This window comes from Agathobacter rectalis ATCC 33656, assembly GCF_000020605.1.
In the GTDB taxonomy this organism is placed as follows: Bacteria; Bacillota; Clostridia; order Lachnospirales; family Lachnospiraceae; genus Roseburia; species Roseburia rectalis.
Genome location: NC_012781.1, coordinates 954,429 through 972,527 on the forward strand (window position 1 = coordinate 954,429; position 18,099 = coordinate 972,527).

The window sequence follows — 18,099 nt, forward strand, 5'->3', positions numbered from 1 at the left end:
ATCAGGCACGCGTTCCTAATTACAGGAATGTGTGCCTTTTTTTGTGAATATTCCATAAACCGAAAATTCTAGTGGAGTAAGCCACAAGGAAGCCTCGTAAGAGTCGAATTTGAGGTGCATGTTGGGATGTTCACGAACAATATAGAATAAGGAGAGATAGTCATGTACAACAAAGTTGACACCAATATGAACTTCGTTGAACGCGAGAAGAAGACAGAGCAGTTCTGGAGAGAGAACAATATCTTCAGAAAATCTATGGAAAACAGAAAAGAAGGAGAGACATACACATTCTATGATGGACCTCCTACAGCAAACGGAAAGCCTCACATCGGACATGTTGAGACACGTACCATAAAGGATATGATTCCAAGATTCCAGACCATGAAGGGCAAATATGTGCCACGTAAAGCAGGCTGGGATACACACGGACTTCCTGTTGAGATCGAGGTGGAGAAGCTTCTCGGCCTTGACGGCAAGGATCAGATTGAGAACTACGGACTTGAGCCATTCATCAAGAAATGTAAAGAGTCTGTATGGAAATACAAGGGTATGTGGGAGGATTTCTCCAACACAGTAGGTTTCTGGGCTGATATGGACAATCCATACGTCACATATGACGACAATTTCATTGAGTCAGAGTGGTGGGCTCTCAAGGAAATCTGGAATAAGGGACTTCTTTACAAGGGCTTCAAGATTGTTCCTTACTGTCCTCGTTGTGGAACACCGCTTTCTGCACAGGAGGTGGCACAGGGCTACAAGACAGTTAAAGAAAAATCAGCAGTAGTACGTTTTAAGGTAGTAGGAGAGGATGCATATTTCCTCGCATGGACCACAACTCCATGGACACTTCCAAGCAACGTGGCACTCTGTGTGAACCCTAATGACACATATGTAAAGGTAAAGGCTGTTGATGGCTACACATATTATATGGCAGAGGCACTTGCAGACAAGGTGCTCTCACAGCTTCTTTCAAAAGAGGACGCAGAAGCAGGCAAGAAGGCATATGAGGTGCTTGAGACATACAAAGGAAAGGATCTTGAGTACAAGGAGTATGAGCCGCTTTATGACTGCGCTAAGCAGGTTGCCGATAAGCAGGGCAAGAAGGGCTTTTTCGTGACATGTGACACATATGTTACTATGTCAGACGGTACAGGAATCGTTCATATCGCTCCTGCATTTGGTGAGGATGATGCCAATGTCGGAAGAAATTATGACCTTCCATTTGTACAGTTTGTAAACGACAAGGGAGAGCTTACAGCCGAGACTCCGTTTGCCGGTATGTGGGTAAAGGATGCAGATCCTGAGGTATTAAAGGACTTAAGCGGCAGAAAGCAGCTTTTCGATGCTCCGAAATTTGAGCATGAGTATCCACACTGTTGGAGATGTGACAAGCCTCTTATCTACTATGCAAGAGAGTCATGGTACATCAAGGAGACAGCAGTAAAGGATGATCTTATCAGAAACAACAATACAGTAAACTGGATTCCTGAGTCTATCGGTTCAGGACGTTTCGGAAACTGGCTTGAGAATATACAGGATTGGGCTATCTCACGTAACCGTTACTGGGGCACACCACTCAATATCTGGGAGTGTGAATGCGGACACAGAGAGTGTATCGGAAGCCGTGCAGAGCTCGCCGAAAAAGCAGGAGATCCAAAGGCAGCAGAGGTAGAGCTTCACAGACCATACATCGACGCTGTGACAATCAAGTGTCCTGAATGTGGCAAGGATATGCACCGTGTACCAGAGGTACTTGACTGCTGGTTTGATTCAGGAGCCATGCCATTTGCACAGCACCACTATCCATTCGAGAACAAGGAAGTATTTGAGAAGCAGTTCCCGGCCAAGTTTATCTCAGAGGCAGTTGACCAGACACGTGGATGGTTCCATTCACTCATGGCTGAGTCTACACTCCTTTTCAACAAGGCCCCTTATGAGAATGTCATCGTGCTTGGACACGTACAGGATGAGAACGGACAGAAGATGTCCAAGTCAAAGGGCAACGCGGTAGATCCGTTTGATGCACTTGAGACATACGGTGCAGATGCCATCAGATGGTATTTCTACACAGCATCAGCTCCATGGATTCCAAAGAAGTTTTCAGGAAAGCTCGTGCTTGAGGGACAGCGTAAGTTTATGGGAACACTCTGGAACACATACGCATTCTTCGTTCTTTATGCAAATATCGACAATTTTGATGCTACAAAATACAGCCTTGAGTATGATAAGCTTGCAGTAATGGACAAGTGGATTCTTTCAAAGCTCAACTCAGCAGTGGCAGGCGTGGATGAGTGCCTGTCAAACTACAAGATTCCGGAGGCGGCAAAGTACCTTCAGGAGTTCGTAGACGACTTGAGTAACTGGTATGTACGCCGCAGCCGTGAGCGTTTCTGGGCAAAGGGCATGGAGCAGGACAAGATAAACGCATACATGACACTTTATACAGCACTTGTCACCATATCAAAGGCGGCAGCACCTATGATTCCTTTCATGACAGAGGATATCTACAGAAATCTTGTCTGCTCTATCGACAAGAGCGCACCGGAGTCAATTCATCTGTGCGACTATCCTGTAGTTGATGAGAAGCTGATTGACAAAAAGCTCGAAGCTGATATGGATGAGGTACTAAAGGTTGTAGTACTCGGACGTGCATGCCGTAACGAGGCAAATATCAAAAACCGTCAGCCAATCGGAAAAATGTTTGTAAAGGCTCCGGAAAAACTGGATGAATTTTATGTGGATATCATCGCAGACGAGCTCAACGTAAAAGAGGTTGAGTTCACTGATGATGTATCACACTACACCACCTACAAATTCAAGCCACAGCTTAGAACAGTGGGTCCTAAGTATGGTAAATACCTTGGCCAGATTAAGGCAGTTTTAGCTGAGCTTGATGGTCATAAGGCCATGGAGGAGCTTAACAGCACCGGCTCTCTCAAGCTTGACAGCATTAGCGATGAAGTTGTATTATCTAAAGAGGATTTACTTATCGAGATGACTCAGATGGAGGGCTATGTGACACAGTCTGACAACAATATAACCGTTGTTCTTGACACCAACCTCACTCCTGAGCTTATCGAGGAAGGTTTCGTAAGAGAAATCATCAGTAAGATCCAGACAATGCGTAAGGACGCAGGCTTTGAGGTTATGGACCACATCGCTGTGACATACGAGGCAGATGAGAAGCTTTCAAATGTATTTGAAAAGTTTGGTGATGAAATCAAGACCGAGGTTCTTGCCGTATCAATTAAATCAGGCGAACTTAAGGGCTATGAAAAGGATTGGAAGATTAATGGTGAGGCTGTTAAGCTTGCAGTTGAAAAACAATAATCTCTGCACGAGAGGGAGCATTAATTTGCTCCCTTTTAGTGCCATAAGGAGGAATATGATGAGAGATAATACGTTTAGCAAAAAGGTGTTTATTAAGACTGTATCAGACAATTTAAAAAATAAATATCGTAAGACTATAGATGATGCCACACAGCAGGAACTTTATCAGGCTGTATCAGAGGCCGTAAAGGATGTCATCATGGATGAGTGGATTGCCACACAGAGAGTGATGGACAAGGACGATCCAAAGGTTGTTTATTATATGTCCATGGAGTTTTTGATGGGAAGAGCTCTCGGCAACAACCTTATAAACCTCTCAGCATACAAGGAGGTCAAGGAGGCTCTCAATGAGATTGGTGTGGATATCAATGCTATTGAGGACCAGGAGCCTGATCCGGCACTTGGAAACGGTGGACTCGGAAGACTGGCAGCGTGTTTCATGGATTCACTTGCCACACTCGGATATCCTGCATACGGCTGTGGAATCAGATATAGATATGGTATGTTCAAGCAGCAGATTTCAGACGGCTTCCAGATTGAGGTGCCTGACAACTGGCTCAAGGACGGATATCCATTCGAGCTTCGTCGTCCGGAGTACTGCTATGAGGTCAAGTTTGGAGGATATGTGCAGGAGAGCACAGATGAAAACGGAGAGCTTCATTTCGAGCAGAAGGACTATCAGTCGGTGCTTGCAGTGCCTTATGATATGCCTATAGTCGGTTATGACAACAATGTGGTCAATTCTCTCATGATATGGGATGCAGAGCCCAAAAACGGCTTCTCGCTCGAGTCCTTTGACCAGGGTGACTACGACAAGGCAGTGGAGCAGGAAAATCTTGCAAGAAACCTTGTTGAGGTGCTCTATCCAAACGATAACCATGTAAAGGGCAAGGAGCTTCGCTTAAAGCAGCAGTATTTCTTTGTATCAGCAAGCATCCAGCGTGCACTTGCAAGGTTTAAAAAGCATCACAGCGATTTAAAAGATCTCCCAAATAAAGCTGTTTTCCAGATGAACGATACTCACCCTACAGTTGCAGTCGCAGAGCTTATGAGAATCCTTGTGGACGAGGAGCATCTGTCATGGGATGATGCATGGGATATCACTACAAGATGTGTAGCCTACACTAACCATACAATCATGGCTGAGGCGCTTGAGAAGTGGCCAATTGAGATATTCCAGAGACTGCTTCCTCGTGTATACCAGATTGTTGACGAGATAAACAGAAGATTTGTGATGCAGATTAATGAGAGATATCCTGGCAATGAGGACAAGGTAAGAAAGATGGCTATCCTCTATGACGGACAGGTCAAGATGGCAAATATGGCTATCGTTGCAGGCTATTCTGTAAACGGTGTTGCAAAGCTTCACACAGAGATACTTAAGAATCAGGAGCTTCATGATTTCTATGAGATGTTCCCTGAGAAGTTCAATAACAAGACAAACGGAATCACACAGCGTAGATTCTTAGCACATGCAAATCCACTCCTTGCAGACTGGGCAACAAAAAAGGTAGGAGCCGGCTGGATTACAGATCTTACAATGCTTTCAAAGCTCAAGGCTTATGCGGACAGCCCTGTTGCACAGCAGGAGTTTGCTGAGATTAAGAGAGCAAACAAGGTGCGTTTAGCAAAGTATATCAAGGAGCACAATGGTATTGATGTAAATCCGGATTCTATCTTTGATGTGCAGGTTAAGAGACTTCACGAGTACAAGAGACAGCTCATGAACATCCTTCATGTGATGTATCTGTACAACAAGATTAAGGAAAATCCGTCTATGGATTTCTATCCTAGAACATTCATTTTTGGAGCAAAGGCAGCAGCAGGCTACAGAAATGCAAAGAAAACAATAAAGCTCATCAACAGCGTGGCTGATGTGATAAATAACGATGCTTCTATTGACGGCAAGCTCAAGGTAGTATTTATCGAGGATTACAAGGTATCCAATGCCGAGATTATTTTTGCGGCAGCAGATGTCAGCGAGCAGATTTCCACAGCAAGCAAGGAGGCATCCGGAACAGGAAACATGAAGTTTATGCTCAATGGAGCGCTCACTATCGGAACTATGGATGGTGCCAATGTCGAGATGTTCGATGAGGTAGGGGCTGACAATATGTTTATCTTTGGAATGAGCTCTGATGAGGTCATCTCACACGAGAACAGACATGACTACAATCCAGTTGATGTATATAATAACGATGCCGAGCTAAGAAAGGTAGTAAACCAGCTCGTAGACGGCACATATTCACCAAATGACCATGAGCTTTTCAGGGAGCTTTACAACTCACTGCTCAATCCGCAGCAGGGACAGGTGGCTGACCGCTACTTTATCCTCGCAGACTTCCGCTCATATGCAAATGCACAGCAGAAGATTAATGATTATTACAAGAACAAGAGCGCATGGAGAAAGAGTGCACTGCTCAATATCGCACATGTAGGAAAGTTCTCTTCAGACAGAACAATCCAGGAATATGTGGACGATATCTGGCATCTTGACAGAATTACCGTAAATATGGCAGGAGTATAGGATTTTGGAAAAAGTTATCGCAAAGTCTGGTATCAGTGGAAGCACGCTTAAGCTTATAGCCATTTTTACCATGCTCATAGACCATATTGCGGCAACGGTTATTCTTCAGATGATAAATAACGGGATAGGTGGACAAACGCTTATTGATATCTACTGGGTCATGCGTTCTATAGGGCGCATGGCCTTTCCTGTTTTCTGCTTCCTGCTTGTGGAGGGCTTCAAATATACACACAGCAGGGAAAAATATGCTGCGAGGATGTTTATATTCGCGCTTATCTCTGAGATACCGTTTGACCTTGCAATAAACAATACAGTGCTCGAATTTAAGAGCAACAATGTGTTTTTTACACTGCTTTTAGGCCTGCTTGCCATCACAGTGCTTGATTGGCTTAAGTCGGTCGATAAAATAGAAAAGGCATCCTCTGCAGTCAAGTGGTTTTTTGTCACACTGATCAGGTGTATAGTAATGGTATCAGTGGTGCTTGTTATGATGATTATTGCAGAGTTTGTGCTTTGCTGTGATTATGGTGCGGCGGGTGTAGGGTGCATTGTCATGATGTACCTGCTTTCTTCAAACCGGGATGTTGCATTTGCCGTGGCAGTCATACTGCTTGGACTTTTCTCAGGTACCATAGAGTTTTTTGCACTGTTTATGCTTATACCGCTTCGCTATTACAATGGAAAAAGAGGCATTTCACTAAAATATGTCTTTTACGCCTTTTACCCGGTGCATCTTTTTGTACTGTATCTGATATGCAGGCTTGCTATGGCTGCTGTTCACACCTAACAGAGTGACAGACAACGATTAAAATGGGGGAATAGATGAAAAAGCTTTTAAAAATCATACCGGCACTTGTGTTTGCTGCCTGTTGCTTTATGTTCGCTGCAGAATGCTTAAAGGCAGGAGGGTTTACAGGTGCTATAGCTGATTTTCCTACAGCTATACACAGGGCAGTAAAGGGGCAAATGCAGACCACAACAGACTATTTAAACGGCGAACAGACAGAGTACGATGAGTCAGTATTTACAGGGGAATATCACTACTACTACGAGAAGCTGTCAGATGATGACAAGCTTATTTACAGGCAGATTTATGCGATGATGCAAAAGCGCATGGATGGAATTTCGTTAAATACTACAGACACTGACAACGTAAGCCGTATACAGCAGTTTGTGCTGCTGGACAATCCACAGTTTTTCTACATAGAAAAGAGTCAGTATACTGTGAGAAACAGCATCATTTTTTCGCCTGTATACAATATGTCTGAGTCTGATATCGACAACGCAATAAGTACGATTTCAGGCTATGTGTCAGCCTGTATGGCAGGTATCGATGAAGGTGCATCGGATTATGACAAGGCTGTGCATTTCTATGAATATGTGATAGAGCATGCCGAGTATGAGGAAAATTCTCCTCACAACCAGGATATGTACTCAGCAGTGCTTGGAAGGACGGTCTGTCAGGGCTATGCGATGATGTTTAAGTATCTGTGTGACCGGGCCGGTATCAGCTCACTTATTGTGACAGGCACCACATCTGATGCAAACCACGCCTGGAATATGGTATATCTGGACGGTGCGTGGTGTGCAGTGGACTGTACCTACGGTGATGGTGATTATCTGGGAAAGGGCATATCATACAGCTGGTTCGGAGTGCCGCTTGATGTGGTAAAGCTTACACGTACATTGGACAATGAGGATATGCTGCCGCAGGAAGCGTCAGTGGAGGATGACTATTATTACAGGAATGGGCTGTATTTTACATCCTACGACCTTAAAGTCTTACAGGGCATGACAACGTCATCTAACTATATCACGTTCAAGTTTTCGGACAGAGAAACCTATGATACTGCATGTCACAGTCTTTTCGATAAGGGTGACTACAAATATCTGATTCCGACAGCAAGAGGCGGCACTATCACATATATGCAGGAGCCTAATTCGCTTGCAGTGTTTATACACATAGAGTTGGGAAGCTGATAAACTCTGTTTGAGGCGGCATGTAACTCCCACACGGCACGTCATAAATCAAGCGTATGACACAGGCGAACACCACGACGCAAGTGTCCAGCTGTCGAATGAACATAAACAATCGCGGGAGCCGAAAACGACACCGACAAATTAGCAATTTGAAACGAGTTCTGCCACAGTACCCGCCGGGTGGCACAACCCATGAAGGGCGGGCGGCGATACAAAAATAAAGAAAGAGGAATCCAAATGTCATTTTGTCATCTTCACACCCATACCGAGTACAGTCTGCTCGATGGGTCAAACAAGATAAAAGAATATGTAAAGCGCGTCAAGGAGCTTGGCATGAACTCTGCCGCAATCACAGACCATGGCAATATGTACGGTGTGGTGGAGTTTTACAAGACGGCAAAGGCAAATGATATCAATCCGGTCATAGGCTGCGAGGTATATGTGGCACCAAATTCGCGCTTTGACAGGGAGACAAGCCACGGTGATGACAGGTATTATCATCTGATTCTGCTAGCTGAAAATAATACAGGCTATGCTAATCTCATGAAGATAGTGTCAATAGGGTTCACAGAGGGCTATTATTACAGGCCGAGAGTGGATTTTGAGACGCTTGAGAGATATCACGAGGGGCTTATATGCCTGTCTGCCTGTCTGGCAGGAGAAATCCCCAGATACATCGTAAGAGGCTTTTATGACGAGGCGAAGGAGATTGCAAGGAAGTATCAGGACTGCTTTGGAAAAGACAACTTCTTCCTTGAGCTGCAGGACCATGGCATTGATGACCAGAAGCTTGTGAATCAGCAGCTTCTTAGGATGAGCAAGGAGCTTGAAATAGGGTTAGTGTGTACTAATGATGTGCACTACACCTACGAGTCCGATGCGGAGGCACATGATGTGCTTTTGTGCATCCAGACCGGGAAAAAGGTGTCTGACGAGGACAGGATGCGCTATGATGGCGGACAGTTTTTCGTAAAGAGCGAAGAGCAGATGAGAGCGCTTTTCCCATATGCTACAGAGGCTATTGAGAATACACAGAAAATTGCCGACAGATGCAATGTGACGCTTGAGTTTGGCAATTACAAGATTCCAAAGTATGAGGTGCCAGAGGGCTATGATAGTGCCGAAGCCTTCCTTACAGAGCTTTGCGAGAAGGGCTTTAGGGAAAAATACATAGGCTGTGGCGAGTACAGTGCTGATGAGCTTAAAAAGATACATGCAGATATGGACTATGAGCTTGGTATCATAAAGACCATGGGCTTTATAGAGTATATCCTTATCGTGTGGGATTATATCAACTGGTGCCGCACGCACGACTGCTGGGTAGGCCCGGGACGAGGCTCAGCGGCGGGAAGCAGGGTGTGCTATTGTACCGGAATCACGGATATTGATCCGGTTAAATACAATCTGCTTTTTGAAAGATTTCTTAACCCTGAGCGAGTTTCCATGCCTGATATTGATGTGGATTTCGAGTATGCGGAGAGATATCGCGCCATAGAGTATGTTCAGCAGAAGTACGGACACGATTCTGTAACACAGATAGTCACCTTTGGTACGATGGCAGCAAGAGGAGTCATAAAATCAGTCGGAAAGGCGCTGGATTTCCCATATGCAGAGACTGACAGGCTTGCAAAGATGGTGCCTCAGGAGCTTAATATCACGATTGACAAGGCTCTTCAGATGAACCCGGAGTTTAAGGGCATTTACGACAGTGATGCGAGAGTGCATGAAATGATAGATATGGCAAAAAGGCTTGAGGGACTGCCAAACCACACGTCCGTGCATGCAGCAGGTGTGGTAATCTATCCGGGTGTGGCGAGCGATTATGTGCCTCTTGGAAGGGCAAACGACGGAAGCCCTACCGCAGAGTACAACATGGTACAGCTCGAGGAGCTTGGCCTTTTAAAGATGGATTTTCTGGGGCTTCGTACACTCACGGTGCTAAAGGATTCTGTGAAGAATATCAAGGCATCAAGGGGCATTGATGTGGATATCGACCATATTGATTTCAACGATAAGGGCACACTTGACTTTATCGGAACAGGAAAGACGGAAGGGGTATTCCAGCTAGAGTCTGCCGGTATGCAAAGCTTCATGAAGGAACTCAGTCCACAGAGCTTTGAGGACATCGTAGCCGGTATTTCGCTCTACCGTCCGGGTCCTATGGATTTCATTCCCAACTATATAAAGGGCAAGAACAATCCAAAGGAGATAAGCTATGTGACACCTGAGCTTGAGAGTATTTTAGAGCCGACCTACGGCTGTATAGTATACCAGGAACAGGTTATGCAGATAGTGCAGAAGCTCGCAGGCTATACAATGGGTCAGGCGGACAACATCCGCCGTGCCATGAGTAAGAAGAAGCAGTATGTCATTGACGCAGAGCGCCAGAGCTTTGTGTACGGAGACGAGGAGCGCGGTATAAAGGGCTGTGTGGCAAACGGCATAGATGAAAAGGCTGCCAACAGCATATACGATTCGATGGTTGATTTTGCTAAGTATGCGTTCAACAAATCACATGCAGCCGCGTATGCGAAAATCAGTGTTCAGACTGCATGGCTTAAAAATTACTATCCGGTCGAATTTATGGCAGCGCTCATGACTTCTGTTATAGACAATTCAGCCAAGGCGGCGCAGTATCTTTACAGCTGTCGTGATATGGGTATTAAGGTGCTTCCGCCGGATATCAACTGTGGACAGGGCGAGTTTACCGCAGAGGGTGACCATGTCAGATATGGCATGTACGCCATCAAATCTCTAGGCAGGCCGGTAATAGACCAGATAATCGAGGAGCGGGAAAGTGGCGGCAGATACCGCACACTCTCAGATTTTATCGAGAGAACCTGCCAGAAGGAGCTTATCAACAAGCGTGCGATTGAGAATCTGATAAAGGCGGGAGCCTGCGATTCGCTTGACGGCACGAGAAAGCAGATGGCAATGGTGTATGCATCGATTGTGGACAGGGTGCAGCATGACAAAAAGTCAACAATGGCTGGGCAGATGAGCCTGTTTGACCTGGTCTCAGATGAGGATAGGCAGTCATTTGAGCTTAAGTATCCAAATGTTGGTGAATATGACGCTGAGGAAGCCCTGGCCTATGAAAAAGAGGTGCTTGGCATCTATTTAAGCGGACACCCTCTGGAAAAATATGCAGCTACCCTAAAGAAAAACATCACAGCAAATGCGATAGATTTTGTGCTTGAAGAGGAGAGCGGTGCCGTAAAGATAGAGGACAATGCGCACGTGGTAATCGGAGGCATGATAGCTACAAAGACGATTAAGTTTACCAAGTACAATCAGGCCATGGCTTTTATCACGATAGAGGACCTGACAGGAACTGTTGAGGTAATTATTTTTCCGAGAGATTACGAGCGCTACCAGAGATATTTACAGGACGATGCTAAAATATTTGTTATCGGACATGCGACAGTCGAGGATGAGCAGAACGGCAAGATAATCTGCGAGAAAATCATACCGTTTGATGAGCTTCCGAAGCAGCTATGGCTCAGGTTTGATACGATGGAGGACTATAAGAAAAATGAGAGCAGGCTTCTTGAGACAATCCGTGAATCTGACGGAGGAGATGAGGTCATAATTTACATCGCGGATACAAAGCAGATGAAAAAACTTGGCAGAAATTATTCCGTAAATGCAAATAATGAGCTCATGGAGCAGCTTTTGGAATTTTTAGACAAAGAAAATGCGAAAATTGTTGAAAAGAATATTGAAAAAATGTGCTAAAACAAGTACAATAGATTGGGATTAGAATAAATGATAATTTTTTAACATATGGAGGTTATACCAATGGCAAAAGAGATTAACACAATAGGTGTACTTACAAGTGGTGGTGACGCACCGGGAATGAACGCAGCGATTCGTGCCGTTGTTCGTCAGGCTCTCTCAAAGGGCAAGAAGGTTAAAGGAATCAAGAGAGGATACGCAGGTCTGTTAAATGAAGAAATCGTGGATATGGATTCAAAGAGCGTTTCAGACACAATCTCACGCGGTGGTACAATCTTACAGACAGCCAGATGTAAGGAGTTCGTTACAGCAGAGGGACAGCAGAAGGGTGCTGAAATCTGTAAGAAGCATGGTATCGATGCTATCGTAGTTATCGGTGGTGACGGATCTTTCCAGGGTGCGCAGAAGCTTGCTGCACTTGGCATCAATACAATCGGTCTTCCGGGCACAATCGACCTTGATATCGCATGTACAGATTACACAATCGGTTTTGATACAGCCTGCAACACAGCTATGGAGGCTATTGACAAGGTACGTGATACATCTACATCACACGAGAGATGCTCAATCATTGAGGTTATGGGACGTGGAGCAGGATACATTGCATTATGGTGTGGTCTTGCAAACGGCGCTGAGGAAGTATTACTTCCTGAGAAGTATGACAACAACCTTGAGGCACTCATCGAGAGAGTAGCTCATGCAAGGGAGCTCGGCAAGCAGCATTACATCATCATCAATGCTGAGGGCGTAGGACATTCACAGGAGATGGCTAAGGAAATCGAGGCTGCTACAGGCATCGAGACTCGAGCAACTATCCTTGGACATATGCAAAGAGGTGGAAGCCCTTCATGTAAGGACCGTGTATACGCTACAATCATGGGCGCTATGGCAGTTGATTTACTCTGCGAGGGCAAGTCAAACAGAGTTATTGCCCACAAGGATGGCAATTTTGTAGATTTCGATATCGACGAGGCACTTGCTATGAAGAAGAGTGTAGACGAGTACATGTACGATATCTCTAAATCTCTGGTTTAGTATCTAATATATTTACGATAAATATGAATGCCCTTGTATCCGGCACATCAAATGCAGGTAATTGCGTGCATGTGCCGGTGCAGGGGCATTTATGCATTCGGAGAAAGACGAATGTTAATCATAAATGAGGGGCAAAATACTTTTTGACCCTCATATCATCAATATAGAAAGAGAAGAAAATGATTACAAGTGCATCAAACAAAAGCATAAAAAATGTGCAGGCTCTTTTAAGCAAGGCAAAGGAGCGGAAAAAGCAGGGCGTATTCGTGGTTGAGGGTCCAAAGATGAGCTTTGAGGCGCCATATGACTGGGTAAGTGCCGTATATATGTCTGAGTCATTTTTTAATGATGACAGGTTTAAGGAAGAGAAGAAGCGTTTCCTTGACAAAACAGAAATAGTGAGTGACTCGGTGTTTAAGAGCATGTCTGACACGCAGACTCCGCAGGGTGTGCTCGCTATAGTAAAGATGCCGCACTATGAGATAGATGAACTTTTTAAGGGCGACAAGACAGAGCTTCTTGTGCTTGAGAGTATACAGGATCCGGGAAACTTAGGCACTATGGTCCGTACCGGTGAGGGCGCAGGTGTAAGCGGTATCATAATGAACCGTACTACGGTTGACATTTTTAATCCAAAGACTGTGCGCTCAACCATGGGCTCACTCTACCGTGTGCCGTTTTACATCACAGATGACCTTCCGGAGACTATAGAGTATGCAAAGTCAAAGGGAGTTTCTCTCTACGCAGCTCATTTAAAGGGTAAGTGCTCTTATGACAGACCGGACTACACCGGAGCCTGTGGCTTTATGATAGGAAATGAGGGCAATGGATTATCAGATGAGATAGCTGACATGGCGGACACATATATCCGCATCCCTATGGAGGGAGCTGTGGAGTCGCTTAATGCCGCAATATCAGCCACTTTGCTCATGTATGAGTGCAATCGTCAGAGAAGGCTTTTGGGAGAATAATATGCGTATTTGGTTTAAGATTTATACTGACACGCACCTGATGCGTGATATTACAATAGAAAATGACAGTGACGACACACGTACACACAAGATTTTTAAGGCACTTGAGGATGCCTGCCTTGCTTTTGACCTGGGAAAGCCCATCTGGCTTGACAGCAACGTAAGTGATTTCAAGAGGCATGGAAAGACACGCTTTACGAAGGATAATTTTGTGGAGGATATCGACTTTGATTTTCTCGAGATGCACATCATCGAGGAGGATTGATGCCTCATTATGGATATGATGAGTTATTATTGATATAAGGACGGTCCGCACACTGCAGGCACAGCGGCACACACGTACTCTCTCGTAAGCTACGCTACGCCATTAAGAATCTGTAGGAATTATGCCTTTTGGTTTTCGATGCTTGACGAAACCGGCTTTTATGCGCCGTCCATGGCGCATAACGCCTTGCCCCGGCGTCCATGCCGGTGCATTTCTGGTTGTGAAGCATAATTCAACAGATTCTAAATAGCTTCGCTATGCGCTTACGAGAGAGTACGTGTGTGCCGCCGTGCCTGCAGTGTGCGGATCTGTGCACATATAAAATAACAAGAATAAAAAATATATAAATAATAGGTATAATTTGCCAATTACGCGAATAAATATGCTATAATTGATTAAAAGAGTCTGATAAATATACAGGCGAATAGATCACAGGGAGGTTTTTAATGGAACAAGAGTTTGCGGAGGGCATTGATAGCTGGGAGACTATGATGTTTCTATACAATTCTGCACTGAAAGAGGTCAATACTAAGCTCGAGATACTAAATGACGAGTTTGTTCACATACATAATTATAATCCGATAGAGTACATAAAGTCGCGTATCAAGACTCCTGAAAGCATAGTTAAGAAGCTCAAAAAGGGTGGCTACGAGAGCACCATAGAGAATATGGTCACATATGTAAAGGACATAGCGGGCATCAGAATCGTGTGCTCGTTCACATCTGATATATACCGGCTTGCTGAGATGATTGGCAGGCAGAATGATTTGACCGTCATATCGGTAAAGGACTATATGAAGCATCCGAAGGCGAGCGGCTACAAGAGCTACCACATGATTGTTTCGGTGCCTATTTTTCTTTCAAACAAGGTGGTTGACACAAAGGTTGAGATACAGATTCGTACAATAGCTATGGATTTCTGGGCAAGCCTTGAGCACAAGATATATTACAAGTTCGAGGGCAATGCACCTGAGTATATCAGCCGCGATCTGCGTGAGTGTGCAGGTATCGTAGGACAGCTTGATGCAAAGATGCTTTCGCTCAATGAGGCAATCCTTGAGGCCAAGGAGAAGCAGGAGCATGAGAGGGAGGAGAAAATACGAGAAGATGAACATCATTAATGTCGAAAATATAACAAAGTCATATACTGGAAGGAAGCTTTTTTCTAAAGCTTCCTTTTATGTGCAGGAAAACGAAAAAATCGGTATCATCGGTATAAATGGTACAGGAAAGTCTACACTTTTAAAGATTGTGGCTGGTGATGAAGAGCCGGATGAGGGAACTGTCACTACAGCGAATCATATAGTGATAAACTATCTGCCGCAGAATCCGGAGTTTGACCCGGACGAGACAGCTCTTGAGCATGTGATGAGCCGTGTGGTTACCTCGCAGCTGGATGAGGACATGCGCTGGAGTATAGAAAGTGATGCAAAGTCACTTCTTATGAAGCTTGATATCACAGATATGGCGCAAAAGACCGGTGAGCTCTCAGGAGGGCAGAGAAAGAGGCTTGCGCTTGCAACAGTCGTACTTAAGCCGTGTGATGTGCTTATATTGGACGAGCCGACCAACCACTTAGACTACGAGATGGTGGAGTGGCTTGAGGATTATCTGCGCCGTTTCAGGGGTGCAATCATCATGATTACGCATGACCGCTATTTTCTAGACAGTGTCTGCAACAGAATCGTGGAGGTGGACAAGGGACAGACCTACAGCTATGATACAAACTACTCGGGCTTTCTTGAGCTTAAGGCAGCCAGAGAGGAGAGTGAGAGGGCAAGTGAGCGCAAGCGCCAGTCCATCCTTAGAAAAGAAATAGAGTGGATGCAGCGCGGCGCAAGAGCTCGTTCCACAAAGCAGAAGGCACACATCCAAAGATATGAGGCTTTACGCGATCAGAAAGGTCCACAGACAGACGCAAGGGTTGAGCTTTCATCGGTTTCATCGCGTATGGGAAGGACAACAATAGAGCTTCATGATATTTCAAAGGCGTACGGAGATATCGTCTGTGTAAAGAATTTTACGTATATTTTCCTGAAAAATGATCGTATCGGTTTTGTAGGCAAAAACGGCTGTGGAAAGTCCACACTCATGAAGATAATCGCCGGTTTTATCGAGCCTGATTCAGGTGAGGTAGAGATAGGACAGACGATAAAGATAGGATATTTCGGTCAGGAAGTGGATATAGAGCCTGAGCTTCGAGTGATAGACTATGTGAAAGAAGCTGCAGAGTTTGTGCGCACGGCAGACGGACTTGTGTCAGCATCTGCCATGCTCGAGCGGTTTTTATTCCCACCGGAGCAGCAGTACAGCCCGGTAGGCAAGCTCTCGGGTGGAGAAAAGAGAAGACTCTATCTGCTTCGTGTGCTGATGAGTGCACCGAATGTACTGATACTTGACGAGCCGACCAATGACCTGGATGTCGAGACACTGGCTATTTTAGAGGATTATCTGGATGGCTATGACGGAATAGTCATCACGGTATCCCATGACAGGTATTTCCTTGACAGGATTGCAAAGCGTATTTTTGCATTTGAGGGAGTCGGAAAAATCGTACAGTATGAGGGCGGATACACCGACTATATGAATAAACGTCCACAGCCTGCATCAGGAAAAACCGTATCGGAAAATGCATCATCCACAGGAGCATCCGCTTCAGGAGCACAGGGAAATACTGCATCAGATGGTACAGACTCAAAAGAAGCCCGGAAGAAGAAATCCATGGAAACCTGGGGGCATGAGAAAAAGCTCAAATTTACCTACAAAGAGCAAAAAGAGTACGAGACGATAGAGGCTGACATAGAAAAGCTGGAAAACAGGCTTTCTGAGATAGATGATGAGATGGTAAAGAATGCCACTAACTTTGGTAAGTTAAACGAACTTACAAAGGAAAAGGAAGACCTCGAGGGGCAGCTGATGGAGAAAATGGAGCGTTGGGAGTATCTTGAGGATCTGGCGCAGAAAATTGCAAATTTGACATAGTTCAAGTAATTCATTTTTTCTTAGGCTTCAACAGATTAAACAAACTCTGCGGTATGCCAAACCCGAATATGATACCGAGCACGATGGCACCCGCCACCTCAAAGGTTTCAATACCCTTTGAGGAGGAAAGTGCCCTGTCATTCGTAAAAAGATAATATGCCGTGTAAAAAATTCCTGCTCCGGGCACAAGAGGAAAGATACCGGAAAGCAGATAAACTGTCACAGGCATAGAGCGTGCCGCAGCAAAAATGCGCGCCATTATCGTAAGGCACAGTGTCGCGATAAGCGATGGAAACACAACACCCATATCAAATTGAACCATTATATAGTAGATGATCCATCCAAGCGCTCCTGTAAAACCGCAGTAAAACAGCTCCTTTTTTGGAGCGGAAAAAATAACTGCAAATGATAATGTGGCAAAGAGAGCCACAATAAATTGTATTATAAACTCCATAGCTTAAATCCCTCCAATATATTTCATCACAACAAATGGCAGACATGCTCCCACAGCAACACACACGGCTGTGATCAGTGCATCGAGCAGATGTATCGTACCGGACAGATAATCCCCGTTATAGATATCCCTGATAGATGTTGTAAATGCTATTCCCGGAACAAGCGGCATGATAGCTCCTATAATGATTTTATCAGATAAAAGAGAAAGCCCTGTAAGTGTACTTGCGGTGGCAAGCAGTGTCACAAAAAGACTGGCAAGAATATTGGTTATAATCCTTGTGAACTTATATTTTTTAAGACCAAACAAAAGCACCTGCTCCAGTGAGCCTATAACAAATGCAAAAACAAAGTCAAGCCAGTTTCCGCCAAAAAGATAGCAAAAGCAGGCACTTCCGAGTCCACAGAAGAAAATCTGTGCGCTTTTTTTGTAATTAGAGATATTTTTGCACTGCTCAAGCCTGTCCCATGAGTCAATCAGGGAGATTTTCTGGTCACATATGTCCCTTGCGAGCTGGTTTAACGCACTGATCTTTGCCAGATTGACAGCACCAAGCGGTACGTGGCGCACGATGCTGCAGGCATCCTCCTTGTTCTCATTTGCACTTGCAAATATTCCGTTTGACAGCACATATACGTCAAATTCTTCCACCTCATATGAACTTAGTATATGAACCACAGTGTCTTCCACTCTGTAGATTTCTGCACCGTTTCTGAGCATACAGTCGCCAATTTCCACGGCGAGAGTCAGTATTTCCTTAGTGTATGCCATTTGTTACCTCACTTTATAAATTGATAATAGTATACAATAAATATGA

Annotated in this window: 12 protein-coding genes; 10 read left to right on the forward strand and 2 right to left on the reverse strand. The window is 44.8% G+C overall.

All coding sequences use genetic code 11. The annotated features are described in order from the left end of the window. Positions 1-162 precede the first annotated feature (162 nt). From ileS to EUBREC_RS04745, 10 genes are all read left to right on the forward strand, one after another. The gene (ileS, locus tag EUBREC_RS04700; RefSeq protein ID WP_012741916.1) at positions 163-3,330 is read left to right on the forward strand and encodes an isoleucine--tRNA ligase; all 3,168 of its coding nucleotides are present in this window, start codon (positions 163-165) and stop codon (positions 3,328-3,330) included. Positions 3,331-3,388: 58 nt separating this feature from the next. Then, positions 3,389-5,857, forward strand: coding sequence for a glycogen/starch/alpha-glucan phosphorylase (locus EUBREC_RS04705; RefSeq protein WP_041253935.1), 2,469 nt, complete (start codon positions 3,389-3,391; stop codon positions 5,855-5,857). Between the two features lie 4 nt (positions 5,858-5,861). Further along, positions 5,862-6,644: a TraX family protein gene (locus EUBREC_RS04710; protein ID WP_012741918.1), complete on the forward strand. Its 783-nt coding sequence runs from the start codon at positions 5,862-5,864 to the stop codon at positions 6,642-6,644. Between the two features lie 35 nt (positions 6,645-6,679). Beyond that, complete coding sequence (locus tag EUBREC_RS04715; RefSeq protein ID WP_012741919.1) at positions 6,680-7,837, forward strand: transglutaminase domain-containing protein; 1,158 nt, start codon at positions 6,680-6,682, stop codon at positions 7,835-7,837. A 237-nt stretch (positions 7,838-8,074) separates the two neighbouring features. Beyond that, positions 8,075-11,575: a DNA polymerase III subunit alpha gene (locus EUBREC_RS04720; RefSeq protein ID WP_041253937.1), complete on the forward strand. Its 3,501-nt coding sequence runs from the start codon at positions 8,075-8,077 to the stop codon at positions 11,573-11,575. A gap of 63 nt (positions 11,576-11,638) precedes the next feature. Then, positions 11,639-12,610 (forward strand): 6-phosphofructokinase, encoded by a 972-nt coding sequence (gene pfkA, locus EUBREC_RS04725; RefSeq protein WP_015516911.1) that lies wholly within the window; start codon positions 11,639-11,641, stop codon positions 12,608-12,610. Positions 12,611-12,789: 179 nt separating this feature from the next. Then, positions 12,790-13,581: a TrmH family RNA methyltransferase gene (locus EUBREC_RS04730; RefSeq protein WP_012741922.1), complete on the forward strand. Its 792-nt coding sequence runs from the start codon at positions 12,790-12,792 to the stop codon at positions 13,579-13,581. A 1-nt stretch (position 13,582) separates the two neighbouring features. Then, positions 13,583-13,846: a hypothetical protein gene (locus tag EUBREC_RS04735; protein ID WP_012741923.1), complete on the forward strand. Its 264-nt coding sequence runs from the start codon at positions 13,583-13,585 to the stop codon at positions 13,844-13,846. 446 nt (positions 13,847-14,292) lie between these two features. Then, the gene (locus EUBREC_RS04740; protein WP_012741925.1) at positions 14,293-14,967 is read left to right on the forward strand and encodes a GTP pyrophosphokinase; all 675 of its coding nucleotides are present in this window, start codon (positions 14,293-14,295) and stop codon (positions 14,965-14,967) included. After that, positions 14,954-16,828 (forward strand): ABC-F family ATP-binding cassette domain-containing protein, encoded by a 1,875-nt coding sequence (locus EUBREC_RS04745; RefSeq protein WP_012741926.1) that lies wholly within the window; start codon positions 14,954-14,956, stop codon positions 16,826-16,828. The genes EUBREC_RS04740 and EUBREC_RS04745 overlap by 14 nt, the downstream gene beginning before the upstream one ends. 10 nt (positions 16,829-16,838) lie before the next feature. Here the strand turns inward: EUBREC_RS04745 and EUBREC_RS04750 are convergent, their stop codons facing one another. Both EUBREC_RS04750 and EUBREC_RS04755 read right to left on the reverse strand, forming a co-directional pair. After that, complete coding sequence (locus tag EUBREC_RS04750; RefSeq protein WP_012741927.1) at positions 16,839-17,282, reverse strand: threonine/serine exporter family protein; 444 nt, start codon at positions 17,280-17,282, stop codon at positions 16,839-16,841. A 3-nt stretch (positions 17,283-17,285) separates the two neighbouring features. Next, positions 17,286-18,053: a threonine/serine exporter family protein gene (locus tag EUBREC_RS04755; RefSeq protein ID WP_012741928.1), complete on the reverse strand. Its 768-nt coding sequence runs from the start codon at positions 18,051-18,053 to the stop codon at positions 17,286-17,288. Between the last annotated feature and the right edge of the window lie 46 nt (positions 18,054-18,099).

Excerpts from the sequence above, each read along its gene's own strand:
- EUBREC_RS04730 (WP_012741922.1), top strand. The coding sequence starts at position 12,790 with ATGATTACAAGTGCATCAAACAAAAGCATAAAAAATGTGCAGGCTCTT.
- EUBREC_RS04705 (WP_041253935.1), top strand. The coding sequence starts at position 3,389 with ATGAGAGATAATACGTTTAGCAAAAAGGTGTTTATTAAGACTGTATCA.
- EUBREC_RS04740 (WP_012741925.1), top strand. The coding sequence starts at position 14,293 with ATGGAACAAGAGTTTGCGGAGGGCATTGATAGCTGGGAGACTATGATG.
- EUBREC_RS04750 (WP_012741927.1), bottom strand. The coding sequence starts at position 17,282 with ATGGAGTTTATAATACAATTTATTGTGGCTCTCTTTGCCACATTATCA.
- EUBREC_RS04715 (WP_012741919.1), top strand. The coding sequence starts at position 6,680 with ATGAAAAAGCTTTTAAAAATCATACCGGCACTTGTGTTTGCTGCCTGT.
- EUBREC_RS04745 (WP_012741926.1), top strand. The coding sequence starts at position 14,954 with ATGAACATCATTAATGTCGAAAATATAACAAAGTCATATACTGGAAGG.
- EUBREC_RS04720 (WP_041253937.1), top strand. The coding sequence starts at position 8,075 with ATGTCATTTTGTCATCTTCACACCCATACCGAGTACAGTCTGCTCGAT.
- pfkA (WP_015516911.1), top strand. The coding sequence starts at position 11,639 with ATGGCAAAAGAGATTAACACAATAGGTGTACTTACAAGTGGTGGTGAC.
- EUBREC_RS04735 (WP_012741923.1), top strand. The coding sequence starts at position 13,583 with ATGCGTATTTGGTTTAAGATTTATACTGACACGCACCTGATGCGTGAT.
- ileS (WP_012741916.1), top strand. The coding sequence starts at position 163 with ATGTACAACAAAGTTGACACCAATATGAACTTCGTTGAACGCGAGAAG.
- EUBREC_RS04755 (WP_012741928.1), bottom strand. The coding sequence starts at position 18,053 with ATGGCATACACTAAGGAAATACTGACTCTCGCCGTGGAAATTGGCGAC.